Here is an 18,074-nt window from a genome sequence, read left to right on the forward strand (position 1 = left end):
GCTCTGGCGGAGTGCTCTGATGGTCGACGGACCTGCACGCGAGCAGGGCTTCTCTTCGTTGCTCAACTTTGCAGCCCAGGTCTATCGCTGGTTCGGGCCGATGGTCAAGGATCCAGCTTTTCGTAGTGGAGGATCCGGGCAGTTGCGGTCTCCTCGAGCGTGAGCTCGTGGAGGCCTGTTGTTCGGCGCGAATGCGCCGACGTACCGAATTCGTTGGTTTGTCGTGGACGAACAACGGCACGGCAAGCACGTTGGAAGGGCGTAGATGGTGGATGCGACACGCAGGTTCACGCAGGCGCTGGGTGCATCGAGGTGGCACTTTCGGAATCGATCATCTGGGCGCAACTGTCAGCGGCGCGCGACTACCGGGACCCCGGTTCGACGGAGCTCCGGAACTTTCCTCGGCGCCGGACCTCGGGTGACTGTCCCTCAAACCCCTGCTCGGCCGCGCTGAGCAGCTTGTCGAGTTCTTTGTTCCGTACGTCGCCGCGAAACCGTCGTCGGTGTCGTGCACTACGACGAGTTCGTCAAGACCACCGTCGCCGGCGACCCTTCCCGCGGCTGGGCGAAGATGCCGCGGCACATGCTGGCCGAGTGCGCCGAGGCCGACGCCTGGCGGCGGCTGTTCCTCGACGAACTGGGATGGCTGCATCTGGCCGACAGCGCCGACACCGCCAACGAACCCGCCCGCGCCCACCCCGACAGCCTCGGCCAGCCCACTACACCGCGCAGCACCCTCGACGTGCTCGGCACTCTCCGCACGTCGTCGAACACCACGTCGCCGCGACGACGACAGCCGACCACCTTCACCTACACCAAAGCCAGCTTGCTCGACGTCGAGGCGCTGGTCGCCTTGAGCGCCGAGGCCCATCCACTGCTCCCCATCGGCACGCGACATCCGCTGTCGAGCGACGGCGGGGCAAGCCCGGCGAGACCGACACGGTAGGGAGACGCGCTATGAACCCACTTTCGTGGCGAATTCGCTGCCAAATGGGTGTTCCAACAGCAAGTAGAGACCGGTGAAGGTGAAACCGACCATGGTGAGCATCAAGGCCAGCTGACCCGTGACCCGATGGGCTCGTGGCAGCAACTGCAGGCAGCGGTCGTGCGCGGCGGCGACGCCGAGGATATGGCCGATCACCACGGCCAGCACCTTGATGGTGCCCAGCACGGCGGGGTGGGTGGACAGCAGATAGGCGACGTCGCGGTCGGCGAGGCCGGCCAGGTTCCATCCCCGTCCGAACGGATCCGCGAACAACAGCGCCGTCGCCTGGCCCTTCTCGACCAAGAACGTGAGGTAGTGCGCCACGAGATAGCCCGCGACGATCGGGGTCAGGCTGTGCGCGAGGCGGGCGGGTAGCAATTTCCGCTCGGCTGCGGGCAGGCCTGCGGTGGCCTGTGCGGCAGTCCGGAACGCGACGCCGACGACCACGATGAAACCCAGCAGCCCCGCCGTTTTCAGCACGGTCGGCATGACCTCGGATCCGCCTGTGTCGGCCAGCAGTCCGCGCCAGGAAGGGAAGGCGGAGAAGCTGTCGAACGCGGTCGAGCCCAGCAGGGTGGCGGCCACGGCCACCGCGCCGATGCGGACCGGCGTGCCGGCCAGATCGTCCAATGGCGATCGCAGCACGAGTTCGCCGGTCGCGCGACGGCCCAACGGGCTCAACCTGCCCAGCAGACTGCTGTACACCTCCAGCGGGTCGGCACGCTCGGCCCACACGGTGCCGCACAGGACGAGCCCGGTGGTGTTCACGACGAGGTATGCCACCAGCCAGGTGGTCACGACGGCCACCGAACCCGGTTCCGGGCAGGCCAATTCCATCCACACGAAGGAGAACAGACCCAGCACTGCGGGCCAGTGTCCCCAAGAATCGGGATACCGTACCGGGCCGTGCCCGGGTTCACGGCGCCGCACCAGGCAGAGCGCCCGGTGCACGGCGCGCGCCGGGGACAAGACCTTCCACACGGGTCCGGCGACCAGCGAGGCGACCATCACACCGACCCAGAGGAAGATGTACACGACACCTGGCACGGGATTGCGTGCCGGATCGGAATTTCCGAAAACGCCGATCACGACGACCACGACGGTGACGGTCACGCTCACTGCCGAGATCGCCACCCGGACCATCCTGGCGTCTACGATCGCACGCACCACCGAGGGGACCGCGACTCCCGGTGACCGCGGATCCAGTCGCGGTTCGCGCCAGGCGAGCACCAGCACCGCGAACGAGAACGTGAGGGCCCATGCGGCGCCGACGAGCGCATACGACAACGGGATCGGCAGATCGGCGGCACCGCCGATGCCGTGTGCGAGAACCGTCATCCGCGCACGAGCAGGGTCGCCACCGTCCGCCGGGCGTGGTGCAGTTCGATCTCCACCCGCCCCGGCACGTCCACGGTGAAGCGGAAACGCTGACCGGTCCCCGGTGTGATCGCGAACGTGTGCTGCGGCGAGGCGTGGACGTGCAATTCGTCGTCGGCGTCGCTGTCGACCACCACCTCGATGGGTCGTCCCACCCGGGTCTCCAAGCGGACCTCGGCCGGGCTCACCTCCCCGGCCGCGATCCGGACGGCGACGACGAGGCTGTCGGAGTCGCCTGCGGGCACGCTCGTCGACGGGGCGGTGGCGGGCTCGGAGGAGGCGCAGCCGGTCACCAGCAGACCACACAGCAGTGCGAGCGCGCCCCAGCGCCGCACGGAGGCCATCACCGCTCCTTCTCCGCGCCGTGCTCGGACGGCGCCCCTGGCGTGCGATCGCGTTCCTCGGCGCGGCGGTCGCGCACGGCGACGAACACGACGACGGCCACCACGGCCAAGGCGGGCAGGAAGGCCGGTATCGCGAGCAGGAGCGAGTGATCGGCCAGCACGTCCACGCTGCCCGAGCCTCGGGTCATCGCGCCACCGCCGGTTCCGCCACCGCCGCCCGGCTCGCATGCGGGTATCGGTCGTTGATCCGCGCCGCACCCCAGGACAGCGCGCCGACGAGGATGAGACTGCACACCAGCACCACCAGCGACGCCGCGCCGAACAGCCAGGACGGGTAGTCGAACGAGCGCTCCCGCTGCAGCACCGTGATCTCGGCGATGAACGGGCGGGTGAACGACGTGAGCGCGGGAACCTCTTCCACGCCGATGCCGGGGTCGGCGGCCATGAAGATCGGCGCGGCGGTCAGGACGCGCCCGTCCTGCAGTCGCAGCACGGTCTTCCACGACCCGTAGGCCGGGACGGGTTCGGTGGAGACATAGTGTCCGGCGCCCACTCGTTGCAGGTGATCGACGACCAGACCGCGGCCAGGACTGTCACCGCCGATGCCACCTTGCCAGGACAGGATCTGCATCCATTCCGGATCGGAGCCGACGAGGTCGGCGGGCGTGACGCGAACGTCGGCCAGCACCATCCTGCCTTCCGGGCCCGATCCGGCGTCGCGCAGCGCGACCGTGGCGGTGGCCTGCGGCGGCACGTCGACCAGCAACCCGTTGGCGGTGGCGGCCGCCACGATCACGACCGCGGCGACCATCAACCCGCGCCGCACCGCCGGGCGCGGCAGCGGCTCGCCGCGCAGCGTCATCGCCAGCAGCGCCCCGACGACACCGCCCGCGACGCCGGTGGGCACGGCCATCGCGAGCAGTTCCGGCCACATGGCGTCCGGCCACGGATTGACGAACATCGCCCCGACCCACAGGGATTCCAGCCACAGCCCGACCGTCGCGATGCCGAGGCCGCACAGCGCGCCCCACCAGATCGGCCGCCGGATGAGCGGCAGCAGCGCGAGCAGTTCCACCACCACCGCGCAGCCGAGATAGAGCGGGAAGACATTGCGCGGCGCGTCGATGACCGGTCCGCCGACCAGCACGGCGACCACGGCGCGGACCAAGGCGGCGAAGCCGACCACCACCAGTGTGCTGAACGGCCCCAGGCTGGCGCGGGCGGCGACGAGGGAGATCGCGGCCGCGGCGGCGATCAGCATCGGCTGCAGGACGAGCCGGAACTGCTGCACCCCGAAGTCGAACTCCACTTGGAACACCGAGAGCCCGATGAGCAGGCCGCCGAAGGCGAAGGAACGCAGCAGCCACATCAGCCTGCCGTCGGCGCGGTCGGGCTCCGGTTTGCTGTGCCTGCCTTCGAATTCGAGCAGCAACACTCCGACCAGTGACAAGCCTGCGCCGCCGATCAGCATCAGATGCGTCGGGCCCCAGAGCGTGACGTCCTGCCCGAACAGCCGATGCCAGATGTCGTCGAGGGGGAAACCGATCAAGGCGTAGAGACCGGCGCCCGCGATGAGGATGCCGCCGACGGGCGCGTACCAGGTGCGGGTGATCCGCACGGCCGCCGCGCCGGGCTTCTCGTCCAAAGGCAGCACGATCGCCGACATTCCGGCGGTGAACAGGAAGAACAGTCCCGCCAGGATGAAGTAGTGCGCCGGGTTCGCCAGCGGCCCGTTGTCGCGGCCGTTGCCGACGTGCAAGCTGACATCCCAGATGAAGCCGAGCAGCGCGGTCAGGATGGTCGCGAGGAACATCGCGAGCGGAAGGGCGACCCAGCCGGGCCGGTTGAACAGTCGCCCGATCCGGTCGGCGACGCGCTGCAACCAGGTGATCCGGCGGGTTCGGTGCAGATACCCGACCCACAGCAGAACGACCGCGACCAGACCGGCGGCGCCGGTCATGATCGCCACCTGGTCCAGCGCCGCTCCGCCGCCCTCGGCACCGGGTGCGGCGAACCATTCGATCCTTGCATGCGCGACATCGCGCATGGTGACCTCCATCACACGAGCGAATATATGTTACTTACAGTATCACGAAGGTGGCCGTCTTCGGGCGCGATCGCACCGCCGCTTCCGGTCAACCGACGATGGGCAGGGCGCGCTCCTCGTCGAGCCTGGTCAGCGCGCCTTGCATGATGCCGGTGACGTACCGGTAGGCCGCGTCGAGATCGAGTTCGGGCCCGATCGCTTCGCGCAGATCGATCGGGTCGAGGAACTCGACGGTGATCTTGCTCGGCAACGGAAGATGCCCGGCGAGATCACCGACGTTCAGCCCCCACGGCAGAGCGATGGAGATCGGGAACACCTTCAGCCGCAACATCCGATCCAGCCGTAGCAGGCGCGCGATCCGATCACCCCGGGTGAGCACCAGCTGACTCTGCTGCGCCCCGATGTTCACCACCGGAACGATCGGAACGCCCTGGTTCCAGGCCAGGCGAAGGAATCCGGTGCGACCGGCGAAGTCGATCCGGTCCTCCTCCCAGGTCGGCCGGTGCACCTCCCAATCGCCACCGGGATAGACCAGCACCGCCGCGCCGTCACGCAGCACTTGCTCCGCATTGGCGGGGTCGGCGTTGACCGTCCCGAAGCGGCGCAGCAACGAGCCGATCACCGGATAGGCCATCACCATGTCGTGGGCGAGCTGGAAGAAGGGCCGGTGCGGTCCGAAACGCCGCACGAAGGCCAGCGTGGTCACCAAAACCTCCGGCGACACGTTCCCGCCGGAGTGGTTGCCCACCAGCAACACCGGCCCCTCTTCCGGGATCCGCTCCAGGCCGCGTACCTCGGCGCGGAAGTAGAGGCGGACGAGCCGCCAGCCCAGATCCACGGTGCTCGCGATGAACTGCGGGTCGCGATCGGCGGGGTCGGCGGCGGGAACCCGCTGCTTCACCTGCCGGGCGACCCAGTCCGTCGCCCGGTCGACCGTGCCGCCGGCCAATCGGAAGACATTCATGCGCAAGGTCTTTCCGCTAGCCGCCGATCGAGAGCAGCTGGTCGAAGAACGCCCGGTACCCGCGCAGCGCCTGCCGCAGCCCCTCGGTGTCGGACGTGTCGCCGAGCCGCGAGTCCAGTTCGTGCTTGCGCTGCTCGTAGGTGGCGGTCAGCTGGTGAATGGTGTTGCCGAGCAGTTCGTCCGCGCGATCGACCGCGGCACGGGGATCGTCGACGAAGGCGACCTGCACTTCTCGCCACTGGGTGCGCAGGCGATCGAGATCGGCTTCCGGGAACAACGGCTCGGGCCGTGCCTCCGCGGCTTCCGCCGTCGGCGCGGCTTGCTCGGCCGCCGCGGCGCCACCGGACTCGGTGCCGATGGTCTGCTGTCGCGCCGCGGCATCCGCGCGGACCGGCTCGGCGCCTGCGGCCGCGGCGGCGGGCGTACCCGATCCGGGCGCACCGGTGGCCTGCGCGCGTTCGGCGTCATCGATCCCGCCCGACGCCGCGACCTGCCCGGACTCGTGCTCTACCGCAGCGGGGTCCACGACCGGTCCGGTCTGCGGACGGTCGGCCGCCCCGGTTCCGTCGTACCGCGATTCTGCCCGGCTCTCCCCCGCCGTCGAATTCCCTTCCGCCCCATCGCCGTAGGGTCGGCGCTCGGATTCGGTGCTCATGCTTTCACGTCCTTCTTGCCCTGGCTGCCCACGCCGATCAGATCTTGGAACACTTCCCGGTAGTGCACGATGGCCGTGCGTCGGTCCTCGGTGGACACCGCCGCCCCGGCGGGCCGGGTCGCGATGTCGTGCGCGGCGCGATAGTGGCCCAGCGGCTCGGCGTGCTCCACGGACAGATCGGCCAACTGCTGCTCGTAGTTCTCCGTGGGGTAGCCGCGCTCGGCCATGATGGTGGTGACGAGGCGGTCGGCTTCGCTCAACGCCCCGGCGGGGTCGTCGATGAATCGCTCCTGCACCTCTACCCAGCGAGTGGAATAGACCCGCTTCTCGTCGTCCGACAGCTCACGCAACCGCAATTGCGCGTGCCTGCGCTCGCGTTCGGCGAGTTCGCGCTCCGCGGTCTTGCGGTCCTCGTGCTCCTGCACCGTGCGGTCGTATTCCGGGCCGAATCTGCGGCGTAGTCGCTGTCTGCGCAGCATCGGCCGGACCAGGAGCGCGACAGCGGCCGCGATGACGACAATGGCGATGACGACGATGATTACCCAAACTGCAGCCGACATCCGAACCTCCTTGTCGAGCTTGTCCGCTGGGGTAATGCCTCCTGAGGGGGCTCCCAAACGTATGTTCGTCAAGAGGCTTCGACGGACATCGCCGACGAGCCGGGCCGGCCGGACACCCCCTCATCCGTGATGTCCGACCGGCCCGTGGGCGGTTCAGCGCACCAGCGCCGGACGCTTGCTGTCGAAGCGCCAGCCCGGCACGAGATACTGCATGATCGCGGCGTCGTCGCGATCGCCCAAGCCCTCCCGGTGGTAGAGCTCGTTCGCGGCCGCGACCTGTTCCTCGTCGAGTTCGACGCCCAGACCGGGGCGAGACGGCACGGTCAGCAGGCCGTCGGTGATGCGGTAGGGCTCCCGCGTGATGCGCTGACCGTCTTGCCAGATCCAATGGGTATCGATGGCGGTGATCGCGCCGGGGGCGGCCGCGGCGACGTGGGTGAACATCGCCAGGGAGACGTCGAAATGGTTGTTGGAGTGCGAGCCCCAGGTCAGGCCCCACGCGTCGCACAGCTGCGCCACCCGCACCGAGCCCGCCATGGTCCAGAAGTGCGGGTCGGCGAGTGGGATGTCGACCGCGCCCGCCCGGACGGTGTGGCCGAGTTCGCGCCAGTCCGTGGCGATCATGTTGGTGGCGGTGGGCAGGCCGGTGGCCCGCTTGAACTCGGCCATCACCTCACGACCGGAGTAGGAGCCCTCCGGGCCGACCGGATCTTCGGCGTAGGCGAGAACGCCGGTGAGCTCACGGCACAGCTGCACCGCTTCGCTCAGCAACCACCCGCCGTTGGGGTCCAGCGTGATGCGGGCGTCCGGGAACTCCTCGGCGAGCGCGCGCACCGCGGCCGCCTCTTCCCGCCCGGCCAGCACGCCTCCCTTGAGTTTGAAATCGCGGAAGCCGTAACGCTCGCGGGCGGCGCGGGCCAGCGCCACCACCGCGTCCGGCGTGAGCGCCGCCTCGTGCCGCAGCCGCTGCCAGGTGTCGGCGTCGGCGGGCTCGTCGGCGGCGGATCGGTACGGCAGGTCGGTGCGGGTGCGATCGCCGACGAAGAACAGGTAGCCGAGCACCGGTACCTCGGTGCGCTGCACTCCGTCGCCCAGCAGCGCGGCCACCGGCACGTCCAGATGCTGGCCGAGCAGATCCAGCAGCGCGGATTCCACGGCGGTGACCGCGTGCACGGTGACCCGCAGATCGAACGTCTGGTTGCCGCGCCCACCCGCGTCGCGGGCGGCGAAGGTGCTTCGGATGTCGCCGAGCACGGCGTGGTACTCGCCGATCGAGCGGCCGAGCACCAGGTCGACGGCGTCGGTGAGGGTGGTGCGGATGCGTTCGCCGCCGGGCACCTCCCCCACCCCCGTCCGGCCCTCGGAATCGGTGAGGATCACCAGGTTCCGGGTGAAGTAGGGAGCGTGCGCGCCGCTCAGGTTGAGCAGCATGCTGTCGTGGCCCGCGATCGGGACGACGCGCATGCCGGTGATGCGAGGAGTGCGGGACGAGGATGTCATGACCGATTCTCCGAGGTGGTGACGGCAAGAGTGTTCGGGGAGCCGACCGGTGCGCGATCGACGGAAGGTTCGGCGGCGGCGGCACGCGAATCGGTGTCGACGGTTCCGGATCCCGCGTGACGCCGCACCAGCAGCACCGATGCGGCGGCGAGCACCGACGCCGCGGCCAGCGCGTACAGACCCCAGGTCACCTCGCCGGTGGCCGATTTCACCAGGCCGAAGCCGTACGGTGCGACGAAGCCGCCGAGGTTGCCGATGGAGTTGATGATGGCGATGGCGGGCGCCAGCACCAACGGGTGCAGCCCCGACTGCGGGATGGACCAGAACAGTGGGCTTGCGCTCTTGAAGCCCATGGCGGCGATGCACAGGAACACCAGGGCGAGCCACGGCGAGGTGATCGCGGCCAGGTAGGTGCCGGCCGCCGCGGTGAGCAGCGCGATGATCAGCAGCGGCCGCCGGTTGCCGGTGCGGTCACCGATCCGGGCCGAGACGTACATAGCCACCACGGCGCAGATCCACGGCAGCGAGGCCAGCAGACCGACGGTGATGTCGTTCACGCCGTCGATACGGCGGATGATCGAGGGCAGCCAGAACGTATTGGCGTAGATGGAAAGCTGGATGGCGAAATAGATCCAGCAGAACAGCAGCAGTTTCGGATCGGCGAGCATGCGCCAGCGTGACGCTTTGTGCGCGACGCCCGAACGCACGGCCTTGTCGGCTTCCTCCGCGGCGATGGTCTCGTTCAATGCTTTTCGTTCCCCCGCCGTCAGCCATTTCGCGTCCTCGATCCGGGAATCGAGGAAGAAGAAGGCGATACAGCCGACGATCACCGAGACCATTCCCTCGATGCCGAACATCCATTGCCAGCCGTGCAGCCCTCCGCCGCCGTCGAGCGAGAGCAGCGGTCCGGACAGCGGCCCCGAGATCGCGGCCGCGATCGACGATCCGGCGACGAACAGCGCGGTGGCGCGTCCGCGGTGGCTGTTGGGCAACCATTTGGCCAGGTAGAAGATCACGGCGGGGAAGAATCCCGCCTCGGCGGCGCCGAGCAGGAACCGCAGGACGTAGAACATCGTCGCGTTCTGCACGAACATCATCGCCGCGGAGATCAACCCCCAGCTGACCATGATCCTGGTGAGCCAGATCCTGGCGCCGAACTTTTCCATCATCACGTTGCTCGGCAATTCGAACAGCGCGTAGGCGATGAAGAACACGCCCGCGCCGAACCCGTACGCGGCGGCGCCGATGCCGACGTCCGCTTCGAGGTATTCGCGGGCGTAACCGATATTGGCTCGGTTGATTTGATTGCAGATCAACATGACGATGAACAGCGGAACGACGCGTCGAAAGAACTTCGATACGGCCGCATCCAGTTCTGCCGTCGGCTGCCGAGTGAACGACATCGTCCACTCCTTTCGGTCGAACCACCACCGCGCTGCGCGGTGCTGTGGGAAGAGATCATCGGGGCGAGTGACTCGCCTCACAGCACCGAACTTAGAGAGCAGGCACGATTCCCGTCCAACACTATTTACGGATGAATCGATACAGGAAAGGTATCGGACGACGGTTCGGCCTGCTGCTCCAGCCCGTGGAGCAAGCGGGTCAGGGCCGGGTTCTCGTTGTCCTGCCGCCAGACGAGATCGAGTTCGACCGCCTTCCCGGCTTCGGCCAGCGGCCGGTACCGCACGTTGTCGAATCGCATTCCCGCCGCCGATTCGGGCACCAGCGCCACGCCCCACCCCAGGTTGACCAAAGCGAGGATGCTGTGCACCTGGGTCATGTACTGGGTCACCACCGGCACCACCGCCGCGGCGTGCAGCACGCTGGTCACCAATTCGTGGAAGTAGCGCGCCTCGACCGGCGCATGCATGACCATGTCGGCGCCGTGCAACGCCGAGACCGGCAGCGGCTCGGACGACGCCGCCAGCGGATGCCCGCCGGGCAACGCGGCGATCAGGCCCTCCCGCACGAACGTACGGGCGGTCAGATCGGGCCGGGTGATCGGCGGGCGCACCATGCCCAGATCCAGCGATCCGTCCGAGAGCGCCTCCACTTGGTCCATAGTCACCAGTTCGCGCAGTTCCACGTCGACGTCCGGCAGTAGCGAACGGGCGGTCGCCAGCACCAAGGGCAGGCCGGAGTGCACGCTGGCCCCGGTGAAACCCACACGCAGCACGCCGCCGGTGCCCGCCGAGACCCGGCGCACCGCCAAAGTCGCGCGCTCGGCCTGTTGCAACAGGCGGCGGGCATCCACCAGGAACGCCTGACCGGCCCGGGTGAGCCGCACGGTGCGATTGGCACGGTCGAACAGTTCGGCGCCCACTTCCTTCTCGAGCAGCTGGATCTGCCTGCTCAGCGGCGGCTGGGTCATCCGGAGGCGTTCGGCGGCGCGTCCGAAGTGCAGTTCCTCGGCGACGGCCACGAAGTGGGTGAGCTGCACGAAGGTGAACATTCGATACCGACCTTGTATTGAAAGATATGCAAACAGTGTTGGACGTGAATCATAAGTCGTTCCTAGGGTGGGCTCACACGGCCCATCGAACAGGAGAGCCCCATGACCACTGCCGCACCGCAGGACATCGCCCGCAAGCTCGGCTCCGGGCTGCTGTCCTTCCCGGTCACCCATCTGCGCGCCGACGGCTCCTTCGACGAGGCCGCCTACCGGGAGAACATCGCCTGGCTCGGCGGTTACGACGCCTCCGGCCTCTTCGCCGCGGGCGGCACCGGCGAATTCTTCTCGCTGACCCCTGCCGAGGTGGAGCAGGTGGTCACCGCCGCGGTGGCCGAGGCGCCCGAGGGGCTGCCGGTGATCGCACCGGCCGGATACGGCACCGCCACCGCCGTGGAGATGGCACGCGCGGCCGAACGCGCGGGCGCGCACGGGATCCTGCTGCTGCCGCCCTACCTCACCGAGGCCAGCCAGGAGGGACTGGTCGCGCACGTCCGGCAGGTGTGCGCGGCCACCGAGCTGGGCGTGATCATCTATTCGCGGGCCAACGCCGCCTACACCGAGACCGCCGTCGCCGAACTCGCCGACCGGTGCCCGAACCTGGTCGGATTCAAGGACGGCATCGGGAACATCGAGCAGATGACCCGCATCTACGCCGCTCTGGGCGACCGGCTCACCTACGTGGGCGGCCTGCCGACCGCGGAGATGTTCGCGCTGCCGTACCTGGCCCTCGGCGTCACCACTTACTCCTCGGCGATCTACAACTTCGTCCCGGAATTCGCGCTGGCCTTCTACCGGGCTCTGCGGGCGGGCGACACCGAGTTCGTGCGCACCGCGTTGAACGACTTCGTGATTCCCTACTGCGACCTGCGCAACCGGAAGCCGGGCTACGCGGTGAGCATCATCAAGGCGGGCATGAAAGTGATCGGACGCCCGGCCGGCCCGGTCCGCAGCCCGCTGACCGACCTCGACGAAGTCGAACTCGCCGAGCTGGCCGACCTTGTGAAGAAAGTGAGCTGATGACCACCGCACACACCGATGCCGCACTTCTGACCGGCGCCAACTTGGTGGGCGCCGTGGACGTCCACGGCGCAGCCGGAGCGTTCCGGGCGACGGATCCGGCGACCGGCGCCGACCTCGACCCGGTGTACGGCGAAGCCGACGCCGCGACGGTCGCCCGCGCCGCCGAACTGGCCGCGGCCGCCTTCGAGCGCTACCGGCATACCGGCTTCGACGCGCGCGCGGCGTTCCTGGACACCATCGCGCGCGAAATCGAGGCGCTCGGCGATGCCCTGGTCCACCGGGTGATCGCCGAGACCGGACTCCCCGAGTCCCGCGTGCGTTCCGAGATCGGCCGCACCACCGGCCAGCTCCGGCTCTTCGCCGAGGTGGTGCGGGAGGGCAGCTGGACCGGCGCCCGGCTGGACCGGCCCGACCCGGCGCGCAGCCCGCTGCCCAAACCCGACCTGCGCCAGCGCCGCATCCCGCTCGGCCCGGTCGCGGTGTTCGCGGCGAGCAACTTCCCCCTGGCTTTCTCGGTGGCCGGCGGCGACACCGCCTCCGCGCTGGCGGCGGGCGCGCCGGTGGTGGTGAAGGCCCATCCTGCCCATCCGGGCACCTCCGAGTTGGTGGGCCGCGCGGTGCGTGCGGCCGTACGGGAGCACGACCTGCCCGAGGGCACCTTCTCGCTGGTCCACGGCGGCGTGGAGACCGGCTTGGCGCTGGTGCGCGACCCACGCATCCGGGCGGTCGGCTTCACCGGGTCGCGACGGGCGGGGCTCGCGCTCGTCGCGGCGGCCGCGGCGCGGCCGGTACCCATCCCCGTGTTCGCGGAGATGTCCAGCGTGAATCCGGTGTTCGTGCTGCCGGGCGCCCTGGCCGAGCACGGAGCGCGGCTCGGCGCCGAATTCGTCGCCTCCCTGACCACCGGCGTCGGGCAGCTGTGCACGAGCCCCGGCTTGGTCTTCCTGGCCGACGGTCCCGGAGCGGACGATTTCGTCGCGGCGGCGAGCGCCGCGGTCGCCGCCGCGTCCGGCGCGCCGATGCTGAACGCGGGCATCGCCTCCGCGTTCGACGCGGGCGTACGCCGCTTGGCCGCCACCGACGCCGTGCGAACCGTCGCGAAGGGCGCCGGCGCCGAGGCGGTGTGCACCGGCGTGCCGCAGTTGTTCGTGACCACCGGTGAGCGCTTCCGCGCCGACCGCGAACTGCAGGAAGAGGTGTTCGGGCCCGCCTCGATCATCGTCCGGGTGACCGGCGATGAGCAGTTCGCCGCCCTGGTGGACGAGCTCGAGGGCCAGCTCACCGCCACGGTGCACGCCGCGCCCTCGGATCGCGAGCTCGCCGTGACCCTGCTCGGCAGGCTCGAACTGATCGCGGGCCGGGTGCTGTTCGACGGCTGGCCCACCGGGGTGGAGGTCGGCCACGCGGTGGTTCACGGCGGCCCGTTCCCCGCGACCAGCGCGCCATCGACCACCTCTGTCGGCAGCCGCGCCATCGAGCGCTTCCTGCGCCCGGTCGCCTACCAGAACGTCCCCGACGACCTGCTCGCCGACGAGATCCGCGCGGACAACCCGCTCGGCATCTGGCGGCGCGTGGACGGGGCCATCACGCGGGACTGAGATCCGGTTCCCGCGCGGGTACGACGCTGCGCGCCCGGTCTCTAAGCCGGGCGCGCAGCCGCAAGCACCGGCTCGACCGGTCCGAGCGGCCACGGGTGGCGGGGCGCAGGTCCAGGCGATGCGCGCGCCGACGTGGCGGGAGCCAGGTCACGCCCAAGCTGTCTGCCCGAACGGCGGGATGAGTTTCGCCCAGAATTCGCGGCGCACCGCGTCCCACAGCCGCGCCAGTTCCGGAAGAAGCTCACGCGCCTGTGCGAGGTCGGGATAGCTGCCCGGGCCGAACGAGACCACGGGCGAAGCGTCGGAGGCGTTGTGGACGGCCACGATCGCGATCAGGTGATGCTGTACGAAACGCCAGGTCACGCGAACACCGTCGACTTCGGTATGGCGCACGTCATCCATCGCGGACACCGTGGCTCCGCACCGTTTGCCTGTAGTCGTGCCGACCGTCGCCCACCGTTCGCAGCCCCCGCCGCGACGCGTCGGCACGGCCGCGACGGGGTGACCGTCGGTGCACGCTAGGGCTGTTCGTGACGCCGCCGCGTCCCGGTGCCAGGAAAGACAGTTGCACGGGTTTGAACATAAGACATTAGATTTCATAGTTCAACGGGTGCCAGGTAAGGATTGCGTTAAGTTAGCCGAGCATAAGGGGGCAATCCTGCCGCGACCGGGAGAGCGCGGATCAGCGATACTGACCTCTAACTCGAGAGTTCATAGTTCAAGTGTTCGTTGGCTAGGATCGAGTTACATTCCACGCGAGGAGTCGCGTTGTCCAAGCAGGAGAGCGCCGGATTGACCGCGCTCGGCGCCGTGCTGGCCCCCCTCGAGGGTGGCGGCCCGAAGACCGAGGCCGTGGTGCAGCGACTCTGCGCCGCCATCAGTCTGGGCCTGATGGTCGACGGCCAGCAGTTGCCCAGTGAGACCGACCTGGCCAACCAATTGGGCGTCTCCACGATGACGCTACGGGAGGCGCTGGCCGTACTCCGGCAGCAGGGCATTGTGCAGACCAAGCGCGGACGCGGCGGCGGCAGCTTCATCCGCGGCGCGGCGGAAATCCTCGAGGGCACCGCGTTGACGCGTCTGCGGAAAATGAGCGTTCAAGAATTGCGCGATCTCGGGGACGAACACTTCGCCGTCACCGGAGCCGCCGCGGTGTTCGCCGCCCGCCGTGGGTTGCGGGCCGATATCGCACGGCTGCGTTCCCTGGCCGACCGGCTACAGGTCAGCAGCGAGCCCATTTCGGCGCGCAGGGCCGACAGCCGCTTCCATATCGAGATGGCGGTGTGTGCGCAATCCACCCGTCTGACCCGCGCCCAAGTGGCGCTGCAGACGGAACTCTCCGCCTTGCTCTGGTTGCCCCGGCTGAAACTCGATCCGGCGGCCGAAGCCACCGCTCATCGCGACCTGGTGGACGCGATCGAAAGAGAAGACGACATCCGGGCCAGAGAACTGGCAGAATCACAAACCGAATCACGCATCCGCCGCCTCGTCGCCTTACGCTTGGAGCTCAGTTGATCGATGAGGGATACCGATAGTTCTCGCGCCCCGGTGACCGTCGAATCGCTCGTTCACGCCGTCACGGAATTGGCCGAGGAGATCTACCGATCGCTGGGCGTCATCGGAGACGCGCTGACGACGCTATGGGGAAGCTACACCGCGAAGGCGCAGCGCCCGCCGCGGTCGACGGATCTCGCACCGCTGCGCGACACCATTGTCGGCGAACTGGAGCGCCGCGGAGAATTGCTCGAAAGCGCGGGCGTGGTGATGGCTGACGGCGTTCTGGCGGATCGCCCCCGATACTTGGAATGGTGGTTTCTCGGCACCGCGACCGGACCGCAACGCCTTGTGCTGGAACTGAATCCCCACAGTGAATACTTCTACGACTACACGACCATGGAATGGTTCGCGATTCCGCGCGACCAGGGTCGGCGCTGGGTACACGGCCCGTGCCTCGATTACGCGTGTACCGATCAATATGTCTGCACCTTCGCGATACCGGTGACGATCGATTCCGGCGCTTTCCTCGGAATCGCCGGCGCCGATGTGCCGGTCGCTTCGATCGAGGAAGTCCTGCTGCCCCGATTCCGGGCATTCGGTCGGCGAGTGGTGCTGGTCAACAGCGAAGGCCGCGTCATCATGGGAACCGATCCCGAATTCCTCACCGGATCCAAGACCGGCCGCGTGGCGCGATCCGCCGCGGCGGTGCCGATCGAGGCGACATCGTGGTCGTTGCAGCCGCTGGGTTCGCACTGATGCCGACGGGCAGCCGCTGACACGGGCCCGATGGCGTGCGCCGCGCCCCGATGAATAGGGTCGTGCGGGACGGAGGAGTTCGCCGAATACTCGTCCCCATGAAGGCGATCACCGCGGGCACCCTCGCGACGGCCACACTCCTGGCACCACTGGCGACCGCACACGCCGCGCCGATCCAGCCGGAGGCGTCCCTCGCGGAAACGGGGTCGGTCGCGTCCGGATCGGCAACGTGACCGCTGTGCCTGCTGCTGCGGATGTTGCGCGCCGGGTAAATCGACGGTTCCGGCGGCGGCCCCGCCTGCGCACTCCCCTGATGCCGCGGACGCGAATCCGAAGGATCATCGAGGTCGGAGCACGAGCGAGGTCCCGCGACTACGGCACCGGGGGGCGTGAGATAGCCTGATCGGCTTGCCATCTCAGAAGTGGGGGAAGAAATCCTCGCGATGGAGTTCGGGGAGCCAGTCGAGCGGGTCGACCGGAATCATCGTCTGAGTCGCGCCGCGTTGGCACACTTGATCAGTGAAAGGTGTGAGACACAGCATAATTCGCCGGCGCCGCAGTATGCCGTGCCGTAAGCGGGTTACCGGCTGTGTACTGTCCCGACGGGACCAGACGGTCCGGGGCTGCTCGCGAGCGTGCCCGCAGGCTGTCTGCGACACCATTGCGAGCAAGTAGCGAGGTTGTGGGTTGGATCGTTGGTGTACGGCCGCGAGTGCCGGCACCACTTGAAGGAGAGCACGGAAAATGAAGATGGACCGCCGTTCTGCGCGTGGAAACCGCCGTCGCCGTTCCGGCGGTCTACTCTTCGGGCAACTGCTCACGGCCGCGGTGGAGTCCGCCGCCGACACCGTGGCGATCCGGTTCAGTCCGACAGGTGACCCCGCCGATGACGCCCAGCTGACCTATCGAGAGCTCGACGAAGCTTCGTCTCGGCTGGCACGGGAGTTGATCGACCGTGGCCTCGGCCCCGGTGACGTGGTGGCCATCGGTATCCGGCGCTCCATCGAGTCGGTGTTGTCGGTGTGGGCGATCGCCAAGACGGGCGCCGCCTACGTGCCGATCGATCCCACCTACCCGCCCGAGCGGATCGCCTACATGGTGTCCGATTCCGGAGCCGCGCTCGGCCTGACCACCTCCGCGTACCGTGAAGCGCTCGGCACGTCCATCCCGTGGATCGACCTCGACGACCCACGCGACCAGGAGCGGATCGCGCAGCGGCCCGCGCACCCGGTTTCGTATGCCGATCGGGTGCGGCCGCTCACCGAGCAGCATCCCGCCTACGTCATCTTCACCTCGGGTTCGACCGGCAAGCCGAAGGGTGTCGTGGTCACCCACTCCGGATTGGGCGCGATGGTGGCGTCCGAACGCGAGCGCTACGACGTCACCGAAGGCTCGCGGGTGATGCACATCTGCTCGCCGAACTTCGATGTCTCGGTGCTGGAACTGCTGCTGGCTTTCGCCACCGGGTCCACCCTGGTGATCGCGCCGCCGACGGTGTTCGGCGGGTTCGAACTCGCCGATCTGCTGCGCCGCGAACGCGTCACGCACATGCTGATCACACCGGGAGCGCTGGAATCGGTCGACCCGGCCGGCCTGGACGATCTGCGCGTCGTGATGGTCATCGGGGACCGGTTCGGCCCGCACCTGGTCAGCCGGTGGAGCGGGAACGGCCGCGCGATGATCAACGGTTACGGCCCCACCGAGGCCACGGTCATCGCGACCAGCAGTGCGCCGCTCGTGCCGGGCGAGACGATCACCATCGGCAACGCGATACCGGGATTCGGCCTGTTCGTGCTGGATTCCCGGTTGCGCCCGGCCCCGGCCGGAGTGGTCGGTGAGCTGTATCTGTCCGGTCCCGCGCTGGCGGAAGGCTATCTGAACCGGCGAGGGCTCACCGCGGCGCGCTTCGTGGCCAACCCTTTCGGCGGCGAAGCGGGCAATCCCGGGTCACGCATGTACCGCACCGGCGACCTGGCCCGCAGGCTGGCCGGGGGCGGCATCGAGGTCCTCGGACGTTCCGACTTCCAGGTGAAGGTGCGCGGCTTCCGCGTCGAACTGGGCGAGATCGATGACGCGCTCAGCCGCCACCCCGATGTGGAGTTCGCGGTGACGTTGGGCAAGCGGCAGCAGAACGGCACGACCATGTTGGTGTCCTATGTGCTGCCGGAGGCGCACGCGGTGGGCGTCGGGGCCGAATTCGACACCGCGGCGCTGTTCGACTTCATCGCCGAGTCGTTGCCCGCGTACATGATTCCGGCGTCGATCATGGTGTTGGATGAGATTCCGTTGACGCCGGTGGGGAAGTTGGATCGGGCGGCG

18 protein-coding genes are annotated in these 18,074 nt (G+C 68.6%); 7 read left to right on the forward strand and 11 right to left on the reverse strand.

Annotated elements, in window-relative coordinates; genetic code table 11:
* Positions 1-508: 508 nt before the first annotated feature.
* Positions 509-946, forward strand: coding sequence for a hypothetical protein (locus tag ACH49X_RS32280; RefSeq protein ID WP_357208705.1), 438 nt, complete (start codon positions 509-511; stop codon positions 944-946).
* Between the two features lie 9 nt (positions 947-955).
* Here ACH49X_RS32280 and ACH49X_RS32285 read toward each other — a convergent pair whose 3' ends face one another.
* The 10 genes from ACH49X_RS32285 to ACH49X_RS32330 form a co-directional block, all read right to left on the reverse strand.
* Positions 956-2,323 (reverse strand): hypothetical protein, encoded by a 1,368-nt coding sequence (locus tag ACH49X_RS32285; RefSeq protein WP_357208706.1) that lies wholly within the window; start codon positions 2,321-2,323, stop codon positions 956-958.
* Positions 2,320-2,706: a hypothetical protein gene (locus ACH49X_RS32290; protein WP_195082989.1), complete on the reverse strand. Its 387-nt coding sequence runs from the start codon at positions 2,704-2,706 to the stop codon at positions 2,320-2,322. The genes ACH49X_RS32285 and ACH49X_RS32290 overlap by 4 nt, the downstream gene beginning before the upstream one ends.
* Positions 2,706-2,894, reverse strand: a complete 189-nt coding sequence (locus tag ACH49X_RS32295; RefSeq protein ID WP_195082988.1) for a hypothetical protein — start codon at positions 2,892-2,894, stop codon at positions 2,706-2,708. The genes ACH49X_RS32290 and ACH49X_RS32295 overlap by 1 nt, the downstream gene beginning before the upstream one ends.
* Entirely contained in the window at positions 2,891-4,765 is a 1,875-nt protein-coding gene (locus tag ACH49X_RS32300) for a hypothetical protein (RefSeq protein WP_397071716.1), read from the reverse strand. Before ACH49X_RS32300 ends, ACH49X_RS32295 begins: the two co-directional genes overlap by 4 nt.
* Positions 4,766-4,841: 76 nt before the next feature.
* The gene (locus ACH49X_RS32305; protein ID WP_195082987.1) at positions 4,842-5,717 is read right to left on the reverse strand and encodes a lysophospholipid acyltransferase family protein; all 876 of its coding nucleotides are present in this window, start codon (positions 5,715-5,717) and stop codon (positions 4,842-4,844) included.
* Between the two features lie 16 nt (positions 5,718-5,733).
* Positions 5,734-6,372 carry a hypothetical protein gene (locus ACH49X_RS32310; RefSeq protein WP_195082986.1) on the reverse strand — a complete coding sequence of 213 codons (639 nt, stop codon included), beginning with the start codon at positions 6,370-6,372 and terminating at the stop codon, positions 5,734-5,736.
* Complete coding sequence (locus ACH49X_RS32315) at positions 6,369-6,932, reverse strand: hypothetical protein (RefSeq protein ID WP_195082985.1); 564 nt, start codon at positions 6,930-6,932, stop codon at positions 6,369-6,371. Before ACH49X_RS32315 ends, ACH49X_RS32310 begins: the two co-directional genes overlap by 4 nt.
* Positions 6,933-7,085: 153 nt before the next feature.
* Positions 7,086-8,432 (reverse strand): glucarate dehydratase, encoded by a 1,347-nt coding sequence (gene gudD, locus ACH49X_RS32320; protein ID WP_195082984.1) that lies wholly within the window; start codon positions 8,430-8,432, stop codon positions 7,086-7,088.
* Entirely contained in the window at positions 8,429-9,835 is a 1,407-nt protein-coding gene (locus tag ACH49X_RS32325) for an MFS transporter (RefSeq protein WP_195082983.1), read from the reverse strand. The genes gudD and ACH49X_RS32325 overlap by 4 nt, the downstream gene beginning before the upstream one ends.
* Positions 9,836-9,960: 125 nt before the next feature.
* Complete coding sequence (locus ACH49X_RS32330; RefSeq protein ID WP_357208708.1) at positions 9,961-10,884, reverse strand: LysR substrate-binding domain-containing protein; 924 nt, start codon at positions 10,882-10,884, stop codon at positions 9,961-9,963.
* A 102-nt stretch (positions 10,885-10,986) separates the two neighbouring features.
* On the opposite strand from ACH49X_RS32330, the gene kdgD reads away from it, so the two are divergent.
* Together kdgD and ACH49X_RS32340 are read left to right on the forward strand one after the other, a co-directional pair.
* On the forward strand, positions 10,987-11,901 hold the full coding sequence (kdgD, locus tag ACH49X_RS32335) for a 5-dehydro-4-deoxyglucarate dehydratase (RefSeq protein WP_195082981.1): 915 nt from the start codon (positions 10,987-10,989) through the stop codon (positions 11,899-11,901).
* Positions 11,901-13,502: an aldehyde dehydrogenase (NADP(+)) gene (locus tag ACH49X_RS32340; protein ID WP_357208709.1), complete on the forward strand. Its 1,602-nt coding sequence runs from the start codon at positions 11,901-11,903 to the stop codon at positions 13,500-13,502. The genes kdgD and ACH49X_RS32340 overlap by 1 nt, the downstream gene beginning before the upstream one ends.
* Before the next feature lie 147 nt (positions 13,503-13,649).
* On the opposite strand, the gene ACH49X_RS32345 is transcribed toward ACH49X_RS32340, so the two are convergent.
* The gene (locus ACH49X_RS32345) at positions 13,650-13,913 is read right to left on the reverse strand and encodes a hypothetical protein (RefSeq protein WP_195082979.1); all 264 of its coding nucleotides are present in this window, start codon (positions 13,911-13,913) and stop codon (positions 13,650-13,652) included.
* A gap of 381 nt (positions 13,914-14,294) precedes the next feature.
* Between ACH49X_RS32345 and ACH49X_RS32350 the strand changes: the two genes are divergently transcribed.
* From ACH49X_RS32350 to ACH49X_RS32365, 4 genes are all read left to right on the forward strand, one after another.
* Positions 14,295-15,017 carry a GntR family transcriptional regulator gene (locus ACH49X_RS32350; RefSeq protein WP_357208711.1) on the forward strand — a complete coding sequence of 241 codons (723 nt, stop codon included), beginning with the start codon at positions 14,295-14,297 and terminating at the stop codon, positions 15,015-15,017.
* A 3-nt stretch (positions 15,018-15,020) separates the two neighbouring features.
* Entirely contained in the window at positions 15,021-15,755 is a 735-nt protein-coding gene (locus tag ACH49X_RS32355) for a cache domain-containing protein (protein WP_357208713.1), read from the forward strand.
* A gap of 98 nt (positions 15,756-15,853) precedes the next feature.
* Positions 15,854-15,988, forward strand: a complete 135-nt coding sequence (locus tag ACH49X_RS32360; RefSeq protein ID WP_323124644.1) for a hypothetical protein — start codon at positions 15,854-15,856, stop codon at positions 15,986-15,988.
* A gap of 511 nt (positions 15,989-16,499) precedes the next feature.
* Positions 16,500-18,074: amino acid adenylation domain-containing protein (locus ACH49X_RS32365; RefSeq protein ID WP_357208715.1), on the forward strand; the 1,575-nt coding region annotated here is incomplete at its 3' end.

It is taken from the genome of Nocardia sp. NPDC019323, assembly GCF_044389845.1.
GTDB classification, from domain to species: Bacteria; Actinomycetota; Actinomycetes; order Mycobacteriales; family Mycobacteriaceae; genus Nocardia; species Nocardia implantans.